Below are 15,225 nucleotides of genomic sequence, written 5' to 3'. Positions count from 1 at the left end.
ACATAAAAAAACCGGCTCAAGGCCGGCTGATTGAATGTATTCGGTTAAATTCCGGCGCGCTCGAACGCCAAAGGCTCCAAGCCCTTCATCTGTTTCAGTGTTAGCGGCGAGAAGTTGCGGTCCAGCTGGAGTTCGGCGAAGCGCTCCACGGTCAAGCCACCCTCCCGGAACAGCTTGGCCCGGACTGGGCCGATGGCCACGTCCTGGAACGACGCTGGCTGAAGCTGGAGCCAGTGGTAGTAATCGAGGTCGGCACTTACCTGCTGGCCGCCATTGGCGCCTACTGAGGCACGGGTAGCGCCCTTGGCGAACATATCACTGAGCTTGGTCAGCAGGATGAAGCTGGTTCGGCAATTCGGATGGAACGGCGGACGAGGCCCGGATCTGACCGGAAATCGTCGCCCGTCCAGCGAGCGGCACTGATCGCCAGTTTTGCTATCTAGCGTAGCGATAATTTGAATCTCTTCGACGATATCCGTATTGGTCTTGGCCACCTCCATCCGCGCCTGGGACGACACATGCTGAATCGCGGTGTGCACGACCGTGCTGGCATTGCGGTTGGTGATGGCGAGGATGCCGTCTTTGTACCCAGCCGCTTTGGTACCACGGATGTTGCGGATGACTTGGAAGTTCGTCTGCCCTTCGGAGAAGCCCTGCCGGATCGTGCCCGTGACGCGCTCGCGCTCGGCGCCGGTCCAGCCTTTGATGAAGGCTTTCAACAGCTTCCCACCACCAGTGCCGCGCACACTGAGCGGGTTCGTCAGCACCGCAGTACGTATCGCAGCAGCCGTCGGAGCGACCACATCCAGCGACACGCCAACCGGTGCCGATCTGGCGAGGCTTGTAGCCTCGAACTGCGCCTCGTAGTTGGCGATATCCACCAAGTCGAGGTTCAGCTGCTCGCTGTACCGGTCGAAGATGCCCAGCAGCAGGCTATCCACTTCCTTCAGCAACGCGTCCAGGCGCTTGACGTTGTACTCAGTCAGATCCGACTGGGTGAGGCGGTCCCGGATAGAACGGTCAATCTCCTTGAGGAAAGGAGCAAACTTGCTGACCTCCCCAGCCTTGAGCTTTTCCAGAAAGACAGCGTGCCGGATGGTTGCGTCAAGTATTGCTTGGTTCGCCGCCATCTATTGTGTCCTCGTCGTCCAGGCCCAAACCATCGCCCTGCTCTTCCAGCTCGCCGTCGATCTGCTCGTCAGTTCGCTCTGGCGCGATCAGCCCCAGCTTGCGCAGATACGCCCGAAGATCAGCTTTCGCGAAGCCGCCGTTCTGCCACAAGCCAACCAAGGCCGTGATCATCTGCGGATCAGCAGTGAGCTCGACGAACTCTTGATTGACCTGGTAGGCGACCTTCTTGTCGGCAATACCCATGTACATGCAGCACCACATAATGGCTCGCGTGTAGGCCTCGCTGACGTTGGCAACACAGCCAGCCAGAACTGATGTGGAGGCCGACTGATCACCGCGTGACTCGGTAGCGGTCTTGGTGGCAAGTGACGCCACCACCATCCGCGCACCCAGTTCGATCATCATCTGGTTCTTGTCAGCCATGGCCTCCTTGACAAGCGTATTCGGTGCAGGCTGGGCGTAGCCGAAAGCGCCTCCGACCGGCAACATCATCGGGGCTCTGGAACCGACATAGATGCCGTTTTTCTCCATCCAGTCGCGCCAGGACTCATCCAGCCCGCTGATCCACGGCTGGGCCTGACCGCACCAGAAGACGCTGTCTTCGTAGTCGGCGCTGTTCCGGTAATGGCCCAGGTTGATCATGGCTATGTCATACAGAGGCGACTCATCGATGCTTGGGTCGTTGTTCTGTGCACCGACGAAGCTGAACGGAATCTCTTTGAGGCGCCCCGTAACGCCTTCCGGCTTGAATTCTTCGATGACAGTCAGCGGCCCACCACCTTTCGGCCCGGACCGGCGCCAGACGCGGCAAACAAAGCCGTCATCCTCCAGCGCCAGTTCCCGATACTGCTCAGCTGTCTTGTAGCCAAAACCATCCGGTATCTCCGGCGACTCGCGCAGCACCACCAGCGTCAGCACACTGTGACCGTTCACCATGCCCGTGCGCCAGTTGATGATGTCTTCAGCGCAATAGGACAGGATCACCGAGTGACCGCCGATGCCGTCGTCCTGGTGATAGTCGACGTACAGGCCATGGCGGCCAGCTTCAAGCACCTTTTCAAGCGTGCCCTGGGAGTGCTGGTAAATGCTCACCCCAGATCCGTTGGCATTGTCCTGCAGGTATTCAAGTTTCTTAGGGACCGTCAGCGTCGGGTCTTTGTGGAAGGCCAGGCCCAGCAACCCGTTACGGGTGTGCCCGGTGGCGTTCTTGAACACTGCCCGCTCTCGATAAGCCCGGTTCCTGTCTTCGTTCTCCGGCGACTTGTCGTGTGCGTTGATGTACGGCAGCCGATCGACAACACGATGCTGGCCCGCGCAAACGTCGCGAACGGTCGCCCAGCGATCCAGCACTGCCGTGTATTCCGCCCGCTTGAAGGAGACGTCGTTGCTCATCGGGCGTATCCCATTTTGATAGCGGTGACCGGTTTGATGATCGGGTACTCGCGGTGGATGAAGTAGCCGCCGGCGTCATTCGCGTGATCGATGCCGGCGGTTTTGTCTGGCTCCCCGTTCGCGGCCCACACCTGTTGTTCCAGGCCATCGGCATAGGTCGGACAGGCGAGCGAATTGACCAGGTAGCGGCGCTCGCCCTGCGCATTGCAGAAGACGGCGTTCATTGCGTTGATTCGATCTTTCACCGGCGGGTTTGCCGCTGGAGCGATGACCGAGAACCCAGCCTGTTTGAGCATGGCCAGGTCGGTAATGCTGGCGTTTACGGACTTACGTGAATCACCCGAGGCATCCGGATAGATCCTGATCTCGCAGGTCTTCTTGAAGTCGTTGCCGTCGTGCTGCCAGTAGCGCTCTTTGATGCGGCGGATCATGTCGGGCGTGTCGTAGCCGTCGATCAGCTCATCCACGGCCCTGGGCAGCCCCTGGTCACGCTTAACATGGGTAATCGCCGCCATCTTGCCGACGTTGAAGTCCATCCCGATGAACAGTGGCTCACCGGGCTGCACGGTGTCGAAGCAACCGTTGAGCTTACGGTCGTAGCCGGTGTAGATCGTGCCGGACGTCAGGTTGACGAACTGGCCTTTGAGGTACGCCATGATCAGCTGCGGCGGATAGGACTCCATCAGGGACGCGATGTAGTCCTCCGGCAAGTTCAGCTCGTTGTCGAAGGTGCTGGCCTGCACCAGGCCGTACATCTCCTTGAGCGACGGCTTGTCGCGCAGCTGCTTCACGAACTGCAGGAAGACGAACTTGAAGCCCTCCGGCGTAGTGGTGACATCCACCCCGTTCTTCAGCCCGGGCAGGTTGTAACGCATCCGGGCGATGATCTTGCGCCAGGCCTGCTGAGCCTTGAGGGCGGTCAGCACGTCCAGCTCATCCACCAGGGCGTGACCGATCTTGAAACCGACAATCGTCTGCGGCTTCTCCATGGACCGACAGATCACAGTGCCGCGGGACTGCCGGCCGCTGTAGATGTGAACCTCATGGTTCGCCTGGTTGATCTTGGTCTTCAGCCCCCAGTCGTAGGCCACCTCATCCATGGTCGGATAGAAGATGTCCCGGATCTGCGGGTAAGTCGGTGCAAAGTACCCAGCGTTTACGCCAGGCCACTCCATGAAATGCTTGCTCAGTGCCGAGCATCCCACCCAGGTCTTGCCTGATCCGAACCCGGCAACGAACGCGCGGAACTTGTGGGGCAGCGTGAGGAATTGAGCTTGCGGAACGTTAAGGCTCGGCATTCGGCTTCCTCGCATCCACCACGTCGACCTGGATACGGGTCGGGATCACTGGTTCGTCGCCGGCTTCTTCCTTCCTGGCCCGGTTGACGTAGATGTCACCGGTTTCTTTTGCAGCCTGCTCGAGGATCTGCATAGCCAGGCCGATGTTCTTCATCGTCTCGGCCTTCTCCACGAAACGATTCATTGCGCGGAGGCGGAAGGCGCGGTTGGCAATCGGGATATCTACTGTCTCTTCCCTGAAGCGCTTGCGGCACTCTTCAAAAAAAGTCTTCCACTTCTGTCCGAGGTCACGACCGGAATACTTGGTTGGGTCGTATCGCTCACACAGTTGGCGGGACACTTCGATGCCGTACTGCTCCTTGACGGCCTGGCAAACCTGACTGGGGGTGTCGAAGCAGGCCAGGGCTTGGACAATAAAGGCCTTCACCTCATCTTTCAGGGCTGCCATAGATTCGTTTTCCGTCAAGGGCTGTCAAGGATTAAGCCAGCTTGAGCAGACAGGTTCCGCAGGCCCTCGCAATGTTCAATTTCCCCACCTCAGCAGGACTGTTTGCAGCATCCACCAACGCTTGAACGTCAGGGCTCGCACCGTAGCGGCGGACGACACCGACGAACTCTTCGACGTCATGACCACGCATCTCCAGCTTCGGCGCCCCTTCCTTGTTGAAGGCTGGCTGACCGTACTTATCGTTGGCGTGTGCGATGTGATAAAGCTCATGCTCTACCAGCGCGCAGAAGTCGGTGTCGCTGCATTGGGCGCAGTAGTCAGCAGCCAACGTGATGATGAAAGCCGGCACATCGCCGAACCAATCACTCATCTGTTGCTCCATCCGGGCTTTCTGCCATCCACCGGCACGGAACGCTACCTGTTCGGCCTGGCCCAGAACTGTGCGGCCCTTTTTCTCGAAGCTCGACGACGCCCACATGACACGGATGTCTGCATCCAGTAGGTGGGCGTGGTCTTCGTTGTGAATGCTGCCGGTGTCGGCAAGGATCTCGGCTTGTAACCAATCCCAGACCTCTGGCGCAGGGGTCAGGCGAATGCCAAAGCTGGATAGGTCCGAAAGCTCAAGCAGTGATGATGGAGGATATGGCCTGTCCATGGATCACCTTGAGCTTGAAATAGTGAAGCGTTGCCGGTATTGGTGAGGATCAACTCAACGCAAAGGAGGCGCACATGGAGCCTGAGTACGAAGTCAGGAAAGTCCCCAAGGTCATTATCCAAGGGATACGCCCAGGAGAACTGGTACGCGCAACCCCGATAAACCAATACTGGTTCGTTGTGGAGCACATAAAAACCGAACAGCGTTACGGCGAGCATGACGATGAAGCGGATGCCATAGCTGAATGTGCAGAACGCAATTCACAATCGAGGGGCACGCTATGAAGCTCAATGTCACGATTGATACCGATGCAAATGCCGTTGATATCCCGTCGATGTATAAGATGCCTGCGAGCGAGTACACGGCGTATGTAGATGGCGGCCTATTCTTTCTCGACCACCACGAGGTTCTGAGGGCAGTACTCGGCGAGTACCCAATCGCTACCACTGTTGACCAGGTGGAGCTTTTGATCGGTTACCTCAACGGGATAGCAGAAAGAATGCGTGGCGGCGAGTATTGATCTCAGCAGCGCCGCATTCACCTGCGGCACACCTACCCGACGCAAGAGGGAGAAAAAAATGGAATTTGACCGAAACGAGGCCCTAGCCATTATCACCAAACTACAACGATGGCATGACGAAGCTCGGAGCCTCGTCGATGATGCGTCCGATAAATCACGCCTCTCGTCGAACAGCATCGACCTTTTAAAGGCTCGGCTCACCAAGCTGAAGGATGAGATAAAAGACGCGGCCAAGCACGAAACGCTATCGCGCAGAAAAGTACCAAAAACGGACTTGGAGCAGTTCTTCTTTGGCCCAGCCGTCAGAAGCACGTCCGCAAACTTTCGAATGAGGACCGATACGAGTCCGCATAGCGAAAAGTGGAACCAGGGACTTCACGAGGTAGAGCACGAGCTTTCGTACGCGCTTCACAATATTCAGGGATCCCTCAAGACAAACGTTTAGCTTAAGAACTGCGCCACGATTTGGCGCATTCGAAAACGTGGCGCGGATTACTGAGCCGCCCGATTTAGGGCCTCATCAGCCTTATCCGCGGCCTGGGCAGCAGTAGTGGCAGCCTTTGACGCCTTCTCGGCGGCGGTGCCGGTTTTGCGTGTCAACTCTTCTAGTAGACGATCACGCTCCGTCATGGCCGTGTCGTACGCCTTTCTGATGTCCTGCACCTGGTTGCTTTGCTTCTCAGCAAGAGACCAGTAGGCGGCCTGGTAACCGAGGACGGCGCCACCTCCGACCAGCACGACAGCGATTGCCCAGACCTCAGCCCGGCGCCACCAGCGGCGTGCGATAAATTCCAATGCGCATCTATCCATCAGGCGATACCTCCCAGCTTGGTGCGCAGGCGAGTGATCTCGTCGCTCTGTTGCGTCACGCGGTCAGTGAGTTGAGCGACCTGGCTGGTCAGCGCCTCGATCTTGCCTTCCATGCGCCCAACAGCGGCCGCCAAGTCATTCCGCTCTTTCGCGAATTGATCGGCGCGGGCCTCGGCTTCTTTGCGTGCGGCGCGCTCCTGGTTCAGCAGCTCGTTCAGGCGCTTGAGTGTGCCGATATCGGCGCTGTCCATCGCGCGGTCAGTCGCATCCTTTGAAAGGAACCGGCGCAGCCATAGCAGGCCGCCCAGCACAACGGTGGCACTACCGCCCAGCCAGGTAGCTGTGCCTGGGCCGAGGTCAGTAGGATCCATCGTCGCTCCATGAAGAAAATGGCCTTGGCCAGAATAGGTCAGCCCCAACTGCACTCTCAGCAATGAATATGGGTGTGGTAGGACCGAAAACGAAAAGCCCCAAAAAATGGGGCTAAAATTTTGATTAAAGTGCCTAAAATGCAGCGAGAACCTGTTGGAATTACTTGGGCTTTTGTAGCCCTGGCCCTTTCCTGCTACTCACCGAATCATCAGGTTCAGGGTCCGGATGTAGCAGTTTCTCCAGCGACTCCAAGTAAGCAATTTCCTTTTCGGCGTCGTCCTCTGAAGAGAATATCCGAAACGTAACCCCGTCTTTGAGCACGGCCCAAACATAAACCCCATATCCAAGGGGAAAGGGTTCAACGAAGACGTCTTTTGTTAATTTCTCTTGTGCCTTATATCTCGACATTTGCAGATATCCTTATGCGCTGGGTTATTTTTCAACTCCTCCAGCATAAAGAAAAACCCGGCGCTTAGCCGGGCTCTGACACTTGCACTCTCTCAATTCGACTTCGCGCCGCCGTTGTCGCGATCAGTTTGAGCGTCTTGATCAGATCCTGGATTACCCGGCGGAGGATTCCAATCCTCCGGCTTGTCACCAGTTCCCTGCTTGGGCTCCGACTCAGCTTGCTCAAGACCGGAGTCATGACCCTCGCCCGTCTCAGGCATATCCTCTTTTGGTCCAGGATATGGCGCTGCAGGACCGTTATTGTCATCCACCATAAATCACCTCCTGTCTGTAGCGCGGGGTTGCGCATATAACTGGGAGGGACTGATTAGACAGAAAGTGCTTCTGCCTCGACGAGCGGACGAAAAAAAGCCCCGTGCAGTGACGAGGCTTTCTAGTGTCAATCCCTAACGCGCAAGATCGACAGGATGGGTAAATATTCTCTCACTTTCTCACCCAATGCAATCGCTATTTACTATGCCGCGCAAGTTTCTATCAGTCCCTCGGCATCAAGCAACTCTTGAGCGGAAGTCAGCGCCTCATTCACCTGGTCATCCAGCGCCTTGCGTATCGACGAGCGCCACCGATATCGGGTCGACTCTGGCTTTCCGTCATTATCCCAATTGGTGATGTCGTACCATGCCGCTGGCAGCACCGCGGCGGAGCGCTTGCCGTCGGCGCCTGCTACCTGAGGAATAGCCCAGGTCAGCACGGCGCATTCCCGAAAGCGCTTCGGCGCTGGAGTCTTTACCGAATTCAGCAGCTCCAGAATGGCGCCGTGCTTGCGCTCCTGGTGCGTAGAGTACTTTGACACAAGTGCCCGCCAGTGCGCTGGGGTCAACGTCTTGTGCAGCCGACCGAACACCCAGCAGTCCTGCAGAAACGCCGCCTCCTTGCCGACGATCTCCCCCTTTTGCTTGGCGCACTGAACTTTGGGCTCGAAGTCGCAGCCGCCGGCGGAACTGATGGTCTCGGCCGCAAGGGCGCGAACTACTGCTGAAACAACGTTGCGATAGGTCATGCGTCAGCCCTCGGGTATAGGTTTCGGCCAGCATGATCGCTGGACTCGTACAGGCCGGCATGCCGCTTGTCTCGGAGATTCCACTTCCCAATGGCATCGAGCATTACGTCGTCGTAACTCTCTGCGTCGTCTATCTCATCTTCAGCGGTCTCGCCGCTGGCGCCGCACTCATGGCAGTAGACTCGAGCCTCAACGCTAAGGCCGTCCTCGCCGTAGTTCGCTACCCTCTCAACGTGCTGGCGCGGGAAGAATGCGGTAGTAATGATAGTCACTGGAGGGCCACCGCAGAACGCGCATGGCCCCATCTTGATTGGCTCGTTCACGCTGCATTCCCCCTCTTCAGTTCTCTGGTCTTCGCCCGGTATTCGGCTGTGATGGCTTTCAGTTGCTCTACGGTTTCTTTGCGTGGCGCGTGGTCGGCTTCCAGCGCCTCGACAGCCTCAAGGCCGATTCGAGCGATGAGGCCGGCGCGGAAGCCCTGGGAAACGGTGTAGCCCTTGCGAGCGTGCATGTAGGAGCCCGAGTTACACGCTTTGCACTGAAGCCATATGTTGGTTGGCTCCAGGCGCAGCTCTGGGCGAGCTCCCTTGCCGAGGAAGTGGCCCGCATCGAATGCCCCGCCAGTCTTCCAACCCTGGGCCGCAAGAATCGATTCCTGTGACTCACCACAGCTCATGCAGCCACTGCCAATACTCAGCTCGTAGGTGCGCCGGCAGTCCCGCACAGCCTTCTCGGCATCCTTCATGTGGTCGGCGCGACTCTTCAGGGCCTCCTTACGGACCTTGATGTCCTTCCGCTCGATTTGTGCCAGCGCCTTGCGCGCCTTCGGCTCATGCCTGGGCGCGTCGATCATTGCGCAGGCCGGGCTGCAAACCGCCTGGCCCATGCGTGAAGGGACGAATAAGGCACCGCACGCAGCAACGCGGCACTTCTTCGGCTTGGCCAGCTTCCGTTCGATGGTCATGCAACCTCCTTAAACGCTTCGAACTCGGCCATCTCGGTCAGGCGCTCTTCTGTGAGCGTCGGCCAGTCGTGCAGCACCAGGTACGCGCAGCACTGACGCCAGAAGTCTTGGAAGACCTCTTCCCCCATCGAGTCGTATGAGAGGCTGCGGGGCGTCTTTCGGGTGAGCTGGCCCAACCCAGGAATGTCGAACGCTTCCTCGTCGCAGTACACGCCAGACTCCAGTTGCAGGGCTTTGATGGCGTCGTGGGACTGCTTGCCTGAGAAACGGTCGATGTTATGGCTCAGCACCCGGCCCAGGCCGTGGACCAAACCGTTGAACCGTGGGTTGCGCGGCTGCTTGAGGTCGGCGCGGATCTTCGCGTTCATCTTGAATTCACGCTCGCGAAGGATCGACCGGTCAGCGTCGGAGGACGGCACGAACGCGGCCACCTCCTTGCCTGTGACCGGATCTACCAAGCGGCGCAGTACCAGGTATACGGGCATTGGGCGAGGCTTGGCTGGCTTGGTCATGGCTTGGACCTCAGAACGCCAGCAGCTTTTACCCAGCGGCGCATAGACATCTCGCAGCCGCTCGTTAAGCAGACGCCGTTGGCAAATCCTGTGTGAGTCTTTGGTGTACCGCAGCCGCAGTTACATTTCGGCTTGCGGCCTGGGCGCTTGGGTCGACGCTCCATGTACCGGATATGCTCAGCCAGTCCGCCGATCTGTCCCCAGCCAGCGGTACCGCCTCGCATTGCAGCGGATCGGGCCGACGCCGAGAGTTGATTCAAGTCGGTCATGACCACTCTCCATTACCCATATGGGCAGCCTGCGTTGCCTCAAGGCTGCGCTTTGCGTTTCGCTTTTTCAGGCAGGCCTTGCAGCGCTCCCAGTTACCCATCCCGAACATCGGAGCTTTGTCGTGAGTCGTGGTTTCTGCGCCGCACTCCGACTTCCAGGAGCGATAACGACCACCTGGGCCTATTGCATTTGCAGACACCTGGACGAAGTAATGGGCGCGAAATCCGCTAAAGCACGGCTTTGCCCATCCTTCCAGCTGCTCCATCTTTCCGTCCGTTATCCGAATGCCTCGGCGCGTCAGTTCGGCGAAGTCGCCTTTGCGTTGTAGATCGAGCACTTCATTCATGTCGATCATGACTGCTCTCCCTGGCCCAGGGCGGCGTCGATGGCTGCCAAAATTCCCACCCGCTTCGGGAATAGTGGCGATACTTGGCCCGTCTCGTCGCACATGTGCCGCGTGCGGGCGTCATTCAGGATGAACTCGTGGGAGCTGACCAATACCTGGCGCAGCACCTCATGCTCTGACTTGTACTCGTCGAGATCTTCCTGCATGCCATGGACTTGACCCCAGAGCTCGTTAATTGCCTCGACAAGCTCTTCTTGCGTTGCCTCTTCTTCGTCCTGCTCTTCCTTCGAGATGCCCAACAGTTGACCGACCGCAACGATTACCGAGTGATACCTGTTGCACTCAAGATTCACCTCACGGAACAGCTCGTTATCGCTGGCAATGCATGCTTTATGTTCGGCTACGCTCTGGCGCAGCGCCTCGTTCTCGGCCAGCAGCTCCAAAGCCACCTCCTCCACGGTCTTCTCGCCTAGGAACTCACCGAGCGCTTCAGCGCTTTGCTTCCACTCACTGCAGTCAGCCTTCCAAGAGGCGACTTCACTCCACAGCAGCTTCTGAAGTTTCTGCTTGTCGATGGTCATGCTCGAGCCTCCAATTCCTGGGCCTGCTTGATCAGCAGCGCCCGGCGATCCGCCAACTCGTTGGCCGCTTCAATGCGCATTTCGGTTTTTCGTTCGGCACTGGCCTTGCGCATTTCCAGCATGGAGTTTTTGACCAGTTCCAGCTTCTGGCGCAGCACTGGAGCAGGCTGGGTGACGGCGCCGGTGAGCAAGCCGGCAATGGCGCGGCCATCCTCGGTAACAGGAACAATGCTCAGGTCAGCCAAGTACTTCTGGCCGTGCTCTTGGGGAATGCGTTTCAGTTCCACAGCCTTGGTGACTGCCTGGATGCGCCGGTTGGAGTCGAAGCCTACGGACACGTGCCAGTTGACCGGTTTCGCATCCTCGCGGGCCTGGCCCACGAACCTTTGGTAGGCGTCGATGAACGCCATGCGCGCACCGATTTTGTCGCCGCCATCCAAGATGGGTTTCGCGGCAGCCAGTGCCAGCTGGATCTCGTCGGTCAGCACCACGGTTTCGAATTCATCGTTGGTGGTCATGGCGATGGCCCAAGCCTCGTCCTTACCGGGACGGCCATCGGAGGACTGGACGCGCTGCAGGATGTCGGCCATCGCCAGCTTGCCCTTCACCTCGAAGCGGCAAGCCTTCAACGCAGCTTTGACGACAGGCACCGGATACGCGCAGAGGTCTTCAGCCATCATCGCGGCAGTGCCTGGGTTCATCTCTTGGCCCATGGCCTCGGCCGTAGCGCAGATGGCAGCGGCCAGCCCGGCGACCTGCTGGTCATTCATTTCAGAGGTATTCATTGCGGTCACCTGCTTGGCGTTTGGCCAGAACCATCTGGGCGGCCTGCTCCGCTGCGGAATGGTTCGCTTCAGTCCGCTCCATCTGGCGTGCTGTCGTGCCGTTGATGCGTTGCCCGGTCACCCATTGCGTGTGGTAGCTCTCAGCGTTGGCCAGCAGCTCGTTGAGGCTGTGGCACTTGCGCAGCACAGCGGCATCGCTGGTTTTCAGGAAGTGAGCGGCGACGTGGTGGGCGACATCGGCGCCCAGTCTGTCGACGAGCAATGCCATCTGCTTGCCAGCCTTAGCGTTCCACACCGGCCAGGCGCTGTAGCGCTTGCGGTAGGCCATGGCGTAGTTCGCCCAGACCTTGAAGGTCTTGCAGGCCTGGTCCTTTGGCCCTGGCATGTCGGCAGGAATCTCAACTCGTGGTTGCTGCGGAACGAATTGCACGACCTGCCCCGTCACGACCTTGGCGGTAGCCTGGGGCGTAATGGGTTCAATGACCGGTTCTATGACTGGTTCAAGAGAGTTACTGATTCTGGGTGCATCTGCTGCACTACCCCCTAGTGCAGGAGATTCACAAGGGGGTGAACCTGCTGCACTACCCTGGTGAATCTGCTGCACTACCCCTGGTGCAGGAGGTGCACCACCTCCCTCGAGGGTGAGGAAGTAAACGTTCGACGAATTCCCCTTAGGTCCGCCCTTACGAATTTCCTTACGCAGCAATCCCGCATCACACAGGGCCGTGATGTGGTTCATGACAGAGCGCTTGCTGATCTCGCACTGATCGGCGATGTGCTGATAGGACGGCCAGCACTCGCCTACATCGCTGGCGTTGTCGGCAAGCTTGATCAGTACCAGCTTGCGCAATGGATTCCCGACGCGAAGCTTCATCGCGGCGACCATGAGGGTCATGCTCATACCCCACCTCCGGCGAAGGCGCGGAAATCAATCGTCTGCACGCCTTTCCAGCTATTGCAGGACATGCAAAGGGTTTGAAGGTTGCCCAAAGAGGCTTCTCCGCCTTGGCTTTCAGGGATGACATGATCAGCCCTCAAACGCATCAGCACCGAGCAGCCGCAGCGCAGGCAAGCATGACCATCGCGGGCGAACACTTGAGTGCGCAGGCCGGAAGGTATTGGTTTCTTTTTCGTCCTGCGCCGAGACGGGAGAACTGGTGGTTGGTAAGTAGTGAAATGGCCCATACGGTTCGGATTCCACTCACAGCCTTTTTCGGTGAGTCGGAATGCCCCAGGACGCAGCTCAATCAAATCTGCCTCTTCCAGGGCCTTCAGCATGCGGTAAGCGGTGTCTGGCTTGTCAGTGAGCAGCGGTAGCTCCTCAGTGATCTTGGCCTTGCTCAGCGCGAAGAAGATCCCGTCGTCAGTCTTGATTGGCTTGGCCCAGCTCGGGCAGCCGTAGACGAACGCGAACAGCAGGGCCTGCTGAGAATTCAGCCCCCACTCCAGCGCCTTCACCTGGTTAATCGTGACGGTGTATTGCATGTCAGGCCTTCCCGACCTTAGCGGCCAATTCAAGGAAGCGATCCACGTACCAGTGAGGCTGCGTCTCGCGGGGGCACTGAGGGCTGGTGAGGTTCTTGCCGTAGGCCATGCCCTTCTCGGTCACAGACCAGAAGTCCACCATTTCCTGCTTGGAGTTTTTGCGCTGGAGTAGGGTCAGGAAGCCGTGGGCCTTTAGCGCAAGGTTGAAGGCGCGGGCCGTGCTGGCGATTGCGTGATCTTTGATCAGGGCGGTGATTGCCTTGGTAGGCATCGAAGAGCCGCCAGTGGCATCAGAGGCGGCGTCAACGGCATAGCCTGGGAGGAACTTGGCATCCAGGCCGTTGTTGGCTGCGATCTTGGCCAGCATCATCATTTTGCTGGAGGGCGCGGGCTTCAGCAGACGGTCGAAGCACTCCAGAATGGCAAGCTCACCGATGATCTTTGGATTGCTTGGCAGTGCGCGGGCGCGCTCACGATCCTCAAGCGCGGTCATGCGATCGAACACCAATGCCTGAAGCTCGTAGCTGTACGACATGGCGATCAGGCAAGCTTCACGCTTGGGGAACACAAAGCACTTTTGTACGCGGCTACGGGCATCAAGGTAATCGGCTGAAAATTTAGCCGATTGATCGGCGCCGAGAACACGCGGAACTTTGGCGATCAGGTTCTTGTGCGTCAGGGTCGGCTCGCCCTTCTTGCGCTTGGAGTTGATGAAATCCACCAGCTCAAGGCTGGACATGGAAACTCCTCGCGCCACGTTTTCAGATTGCGAAAAACGTGGCGCGGAAAGTGGCGAATTGACAGCTTGGGTAGACATGGGCATTATTCGCTCCAGAACTTAGTTGTAAATGCTGCACAAAGAGCCAGGCCACGAACCTGGCTTTTTTGTGCCTGCGATTTGGTGTTGCGAGTAAATTGGGTGTCCGGCGCATCCGTGGTAGCTTTCTGCTTCCACACAAGAAGGCCTAGGAGGCTGGACAGATGAAATTGGATAGAGCGCTTCAGAAGCGGATTCTCGAGGCGGCAGCTGAGGCGTACCCATTCCCTGCCCCGCACGGCCTGTATTTCGATCTTGGCGCGGCGGAGACAAAGGAGAGAGTCGACGCGAACCTCTGCTATCTGGCAGAGCACGGCCTCATCAAAAAATGTATTGAGCTCACAGGTGACGGATTCGCCCTTCCCACCAACAACGGCATTCAGTGCACAAAGTCGGGAATGGACTTTCTCGCCGATGACGGAGGGCTCAGCGCGGTCCTGGGTGTAGTCACGATCAAGATTCATGAGGACACCCTTCGTGATCTCCTAGAAAGGAAAATCCTTGAGAGCGATGCGCCTCCTGAAGAGAAGAGTCGCCTTGTTCAAGGCCTGAAAGGACTTTCTGCCGAGGCCATAAAACACCTGACATTGAAACTATTGGATGAGGGGGTTGGGCGTCTGCCGGCAGCAGTCGCGCTAATTGGTACGTTCCTTCAGTAACTCTCTCAGTGACGTTGGTGGTAGCTAGCTCGAATTTTGCGTAACCGATTTTTGAGCGCTCGCTGCCAACCTGCCCCCACAACTCGAGCCAGAACTCAGGCAGTGTCAGCCCAGCAATCGAAGGAATGATTTCCGTGCTCACAGGACTACACCGGCCCGCGATTGCGACTTGCACGATCTGCCGCTGGTTCAGCCGCATTACGCTCGAGCCTTGTGCAACTCAATTACCGCCCCGATAGCCTCAAGGCTCGCCGACATGTACTTGGCGTGCAGGGCGCGGATCTTCTTTGCTTCGTTCGAATCGATTTCGCCGTCCTCCAGGGCGGAAGCTACCATCTGGTCGAGCGCGCCACGCTGTGCGGATGCAGCAAGCGAGCGCTGGTACAGGTCGACGTTGTCCAACTCCCTCGCTTCCGGGATCTTCACGAACACGCCGCCGTACATCGCGCAGATGTAGTCCGGCAGGAGCTCGGTCTTCGTTTCGCTTTCCAGCACGAATATCTCGGTATCGCTCAAGGGCTTGCACCCGGCGGTTTCATAGATCTGGTTCTCCAGGCGCTTGTCCTTGATGCCGAGGCGAGCAGCTGCGCAATCCATCCCACCAGGGAAAGCGTTGGACACGGCTGCCATTACTTGGCGGCGGGTCTCTAGTACGGGCGTTTTCATGTCCTAGTTTTTCCTTGGGTCGGTTGCGATCAAACTTGCCTCAATG

Annotated in this window: 21 protein-coding genes and 1 pseudogene; 3 read left to right on the top strand and 19 right to left on the bottom strand. The window is 58.1% G+C overall.

Annotated elements, in window-relative coordinates; all coding sequences use genetic code 11:
• Positions 1-44: 44 nt before the first annotated feature.
• From QMK52_RS18810 to QMK52_RS18790, 5 genes are read right to left on the bottom strand one after another with little or no spacing between them, the layout of a single operon-like run.
• Entirely contained in the window at positions 45-1,130 is a 1,086-nt protein-coding gene (locus QMK52_RS18810) for a minor capsid protein (protein ID WP_320403224.1), read from the bottom strand.
• Complete coding sequence (locus tag QMK52_RS18805) at positions 1,105-2,523, bottom strand: DUF4055 domain-containing protein (RefSeq protein ID WP_320403223.1); 1,419 nt, start codon at positions 2,521-2,523, stop codon at positions 1,105-1,107. Before QMK52_RS18805 ends, QMK52_RS18810 begins: the two co-directional genes overlap by 26 nt.
• Positions 2,520-3,821, bottom strand: coding sequence for a terminase large subunit domain-containing protein (locus tag QMK52_RS18800; protein WP_320403222.1), 1,302 nt, complete (start codon positions 3,819-3,821; stop codon positions 2,520-2,522). The genes QMK52_RS18805 and QMK52_RS18800 overlap by 4 nt, the downstream gene beginning before the upstream one ends.
• Entirely contained in the window at positions 3,808-4,269 is a 462-nt protein-coding gene (locus QMK52_RS18795) for a DUF2280 domain-containing protein (protein WP_034135924.1), read from the bottom strand. Before QMK52_RS18795 ends, QMK52_RS18800 begins: the two co-directional genes overlap by 14 nt.
• Before the next feature lie 31 nt (positions 4,270-4,300).
• Positions 4,301-4,924, bottom strand: a complete 624-nt coding sequence (locus QMK52_RS18790) for a putative metallopeptidase (RefSeq protein ID WP_320403221.1) — start codon at positions 4,922-4,924, stop codon at positions 4,301-4,303.
• A gap of 74 nt (positions 4,925-4,998) precedes the next feature.
• On the opposite strand from QMK52_RS18790, the gene QMK52_RS18785 reads away from it, so the two are divergent.
• Complete coding sequence (locus QMK52_RS18785) at positions 4,999-5,208, top strand: hypothetical protein (RefSeq protein WP_320403220.1); 210 nt, start codon at positions 4,999-5,001, stop codon at positions 5,206-5,208.
• Positions 5,205-5,444 carry a hypothetical protein gene (locus QMK52_RS18780; RefSeq protein ID WP_320403219.1) on the top strand — a complete coding sequence of 80 codons (240 nt, stop codon included), beginning with the start codon at positions 5,205-5,207 and terminating at the stop codon, positions 5,442-5,444. Before QMK52_RS18785 ends, QMK52_RS18780 begins: the two co-directional genes overlap by 4 nt.
• Before the next feature lie 492 nt (positions 5,445-5,936).
• Here the strand turns inward: QMK52_RS18780 and QMK52_RS18775 are convergent, their stop codons facing one another.
• From QMK52_RS18775 to QMK52_RS18715, 13 genes and pseudogenes are all read right to left on the bottom strand, one after another.
• Positions 5,937-6,254, bottom strand: coding sequence for a hypothetical protein (locus QMK52_RS18775; RefSeq protein ID WP_201914986.1), 318 nt, complete (start codon positions 6,252-6,254; stop codon positions 5,937-5,939).
• Entirely contained in the window at positions 6,254-6,625 is a 372-nt protein-coding gene (locus tag QMK52_RS18770; protein ID WP_025856073.1) for a chemotaxis protein, read from the bottom strand. The genes QMK52_RS18775 and QMK52_RS18770 overlap by 1 nt, the downstream gene beginning before the upstream one ends.
• A gap of 923 nt (positions 6,626-7,548) precedes the next feature.
• A complete protein-coding gene (locus QMK52_RS18765; RefSeq protein WP_320403218.1) occupies positions 7,549-8,094 on the bottom strand; it encodes a hypothetical protein in 546 nt (181 codons plus the stop codon).
• Positions 8,091-8,417, bottom strand: a complete 327-nt coding sequence (locus QMK52_RS18760; RefSeq protein ID WP_320403217.1) for a Lar family restriction alleviation protein — start codon at positions 8,415-8,417, stop codon at positions 8,091-8,093. Before QMK52_RS18760 ends, QMK52_RS18765 begins: the two co-directional genes overlap by 4 nt.
• Positions 8,414-9,058, bottom strand: coding sequence for a recombination protein NinG (locus tag QMK52_RS18755; protein ID WP_320403216.1), 645 nt, complete (start codon positions 9,056-9,058; stop codon positions 8,414-8,416). Before QMK52_RS18755 ends, QMK52_RS18760 begins: the two co-directional genes overlap by 4 nt.
• The gene (locus tag QMK52_RS18750) at positions 9,055-9,570 is read right to left on the bottom strand and encodes a hypothetical protein (RefSeq protein WP_320403215.1); all 516 of its coding nucleotides are present in this window, start codon (positions 9,568-9,570) and stop codon (positions 9,055-9,057) included. The genes QMK52_RS18755 and QMK52_RS18750 overlap by 4 nt, the downstream gene beginning before the upstream one ends.
• Positions 9,571-9,835: 265 nt before the next feature.
• Positions 9,836-10,195, bottom strand: a complete 360-nt coding sequence (locus QMK52_RS18745; protein WP_320403214.1) for a hypothetical protein — start codon at positions 10,193-10,195, stop codon at positions 9,836-9,838.
• A complete protein-coding gene (locus QMK52_RS18740) occupies positions 10,192-10,767 on the bottom strand; it encodes a hypothetical protein (RefSeq protein WP_320403213.1) in 576 nt (191 codons plus the stop codon). Before QMK52_RS18740 ends, QMK52_RS18745 begins: the two co-directional genes overlap by 4 nt.
• On the bottom strand, positions 10,764-11,552 hold the full coding sequence (locus QMK52_RS18735) for a hypothetical protein (RefSeq protein ID WP_320403212.1): 789 nt from the start codon (positions 11,550-11,552) through the stop codon (positions 10,764-10,766). The genes QMK52_RS18740 and QMK52_RS18735 overlap by 4 nt, the downstream gene beginning before the upstream one ends.
• Complete coding sequence (locus QMK52_RS18730; protein ID WP_320403211.1) at positions 11,539-12,453, bottom strand: helix-turn-helix domain-containing protein; 915 nt, start codon at positions 12,451-12,453, stop codon at positions 11,539-11,541. Before QMK52_RS18730 ends, QMK52_RS18735 begins: the two co-directional genes overlap by 14 nt.
• The gene (locus QMK52_RS18725) at positions 12,450-12,737 is read right to left on the bottom strand and encodes an HNH endonuclease (protein WP_320404206.1); all 288 of its coding nucleotides are present in this window, start codon (positions 12,735-12,737) and stop codon (positions 12,450-12,452) included. Before QMK52_RS18725 ends, QMK52_RS18730 begins: the two co-directional genes overlap by 4 nt.
• Positions 12,738-12,739: 2 nt before the next feature.
• A pseudogene (locus QMK52_RS18720) lies at positions 12,740-13,037 on the bottom strand (phage replication protein); the annotation flags it as partial.
• Between the two features lies 1 nt (position 13,038).
• A complete protein-coding gene (locus QMK52_RS18715; protein ID WP_413817819.1) occupies positions 13,039-13,776 on the bottom strand; it encodes a Rha family transcriptional regulator in 738 nt (245 codons plus the stop codon).
• 242 nt (positions 13,777-14,018) lie between these two features.
• Between QMK52_RS18715 and QMK52_RS18710 the strand changes: the two genes are divergently transcribed.
• Positions 14,019-14,513 (top strand): hypothetical protein, encoded by a 495-nt coding sequence (locus tag QMK52_RS18710; protein WP_320403209.1) that lies wholly within the window; start codon positions 14,019-14,021, stop codon positions 14,511-14,513.
• 198 nt (positions 14,514-14,711) lie between these two features.
• Here QMK52_RS18710 and QMK52_RS18705 read toward each other — a convergent pair whose 3' ends face one another.
• The gene (locus tag QMK52_RS18705; protein WP_320403208.1) at positions 14,712-15,179 is read right to left on the bottom strand and encodes a YmfL family putative regulatory protein; all 468 of its coding nucleotides are present in this window, start codon (positions 15,177-15,179) and stop codon (positions 14,712-14,714) included.
• Positions 15,180-15,225: the final 46 nt, after the last annotated feature.

The sequence above is a fragment of the Pseudomonas sp. P9_2 genome (assembly GCF_034008255.1).
GTDB classification, from domain to species: domain Bacteria; phylum Pseudomonadota; class Gammaproteobacteria; order Pseudomonadales; family Pseudomonadaceae; genus Aquipseudomonas; species Aquipseudomonas synxantha_A.
The sequence above is the reverse complement of the archived record's forward strand: the minus strand, read 5'-3'. Positions and strand labels throughout refer to the sequence as shown.

What these genes read in the sequence shown, in the direction of transcription:
- QMK52_RS18810 (WP_320403224.1), bottom strand. Translation starts at nt 1,130, where the DNA reads ATGGCGGCGAACCAAGCAATACTTGACGCAACCATCCGGCACGCTGTC.
- QMK52_RS18805 (WP_320403223.1), bottom strand. Translation starts at nt 2,523, where the DNA reads ATGAGCAACGACGTCTCCTTCAAGCGGGCGGAATACACGGCAGTGCTG.
- QMK52_RS18800 (WP_320403222.1), bottom strand. Translation starts at nt 3,821, where the DNA reads ATGCCGAGCCTTAACGTTCCGCAAGCTCAATTCCTCACGCTGCCCCAC.
- QMK52_RS18795 (WP_034135924.1), bottom strand. Translation starts at nt 4,269, where the DNA reads ATGGCAGCCCTGAAAGATGAGGTGAAGGCCTTTATTGTCCAAGCCCTG.
- QMK52_RS18790 (WP_320403221.1), bottom strand. Translation starts at nt 4,924, where the DNA reads ATGGACAGGCCATATCCTCCATCATCACTGCTTGAGCTTTCGGACCTA.
- QMK52_RS18785 (WP_320403220.1), top strand. Translation starts at nt 4,999, where the DNA reads ATGGAGCCTGAGTACGAAGTCAGGAAAGTCCCCAAGGTCATTATCCAA.
- QMK52_RS18780 (WP_320403219.1), top strand. Translation starts at nt 5,205, where the DNA reads ATGAAGCTCAATGTCACGATTGATACCGATGCAAATGCCGTTGATATC.
- QMK52_RS18775 (WP_201914986.1), bottom strand. Translation starts at nt 6,254, where the DNA reads ATGGATAGATGCGCATTGGAATTTATCGCACGCCGCTGGTGGCGCCGG.
- QMK52_RS18770 (WP_025856073.1), bottom strand. Translation starts at nt 6,625, where the DNA reads ATGGATCCTACTGACCTCGGCCCAGGCACAGCTACCTGGCTGGGCGGT.
- QMK52_RS18765 (WP_320403218.1), bottom strand. Translation starts at nt 8,094, where the DNA reads ATGACCTATCGCAACGTTGTTTCAGCAGTAGTTCGCGCCCTTGCGGCC.
- QMK52_RS18755 (WP_320403216.1), bottom strand. Translation starts at nt 9,058, where the DNA reads ATGACCATCGAACGGAAGCTGGCCAAGCCGAAGAAGTGCCGCGTTGCT.
- QMK52_RS18750 (WP_320403215.1), bottom strand. Translation starts at nt 9,570, where the DNA reads ATGACCAAGCCAGCCAAGCCTCGCCCAATGCCCGTATACCTGGTACTG.
- QMK52_RS18745 (WP_320403214.1), bottom strand. Translation starts at nt 10,195, where the DNA reads ATGATCGACATGAATGAAGTGCTCGATCTACAACGCAAAGGCGACTTC.
- QMK52_RS18740 (WP_320403213.1), bottom strand. Translation starts at nt 10,767, where the DNA reads ATGACCATCGACAAGCAGAAACTTCAGAAGCTGCTGTGGAGTGAAGTC.
- QMK52_RS18735 (WP_320403212.1), bottom strand. Translation starts at nt 11,552, where the DNA reads ATGAATACCTCTGAAATGAATGACCAGCAGGTCGCCGGGCTGGCCGCT.
- QMK52_RS18730 (WP_320403211.1), bottom strand. Translation starts at nt 12,453, where the DNA reads ATGAGCATGACCCTCATGGTCGCCGCGATGAAGCTTCGCGTCGGGAAT.
- QMK52_RS18725 (WP_320404206.1), bottom strand. Translation starts at nt 12,737, where the DNA reads ATGGGCCATTTCACTACTTACCAACCACCAGTTCTCCCGTCTCGGCGC.
- QMK52_RS18715 (WP_413817819.1), bottom strand. Translation starts at nt 13,776, where the DNA reads ATGTCCAGCCTTGAGCTGGTGGATTTCATCAACTCCAAGCGCAAGAAG.
- QMK52_RS18710 (WP_320403209.1), top strand. Translation starts at nt 14,019, where the DNA reads ATGAAATTGGATAGAGCGCTTCAGAAGCGGATTCTCGAGGCGGCAGCT.
- QMK52_RS18705 (WP_320403208.1), bottom strand. Translation starts at nt 15,179, where the DNA reads ATGAAAACGCCCGTACTAGAGACCCGCCGCCAAGTAATGGCAGCCGTG.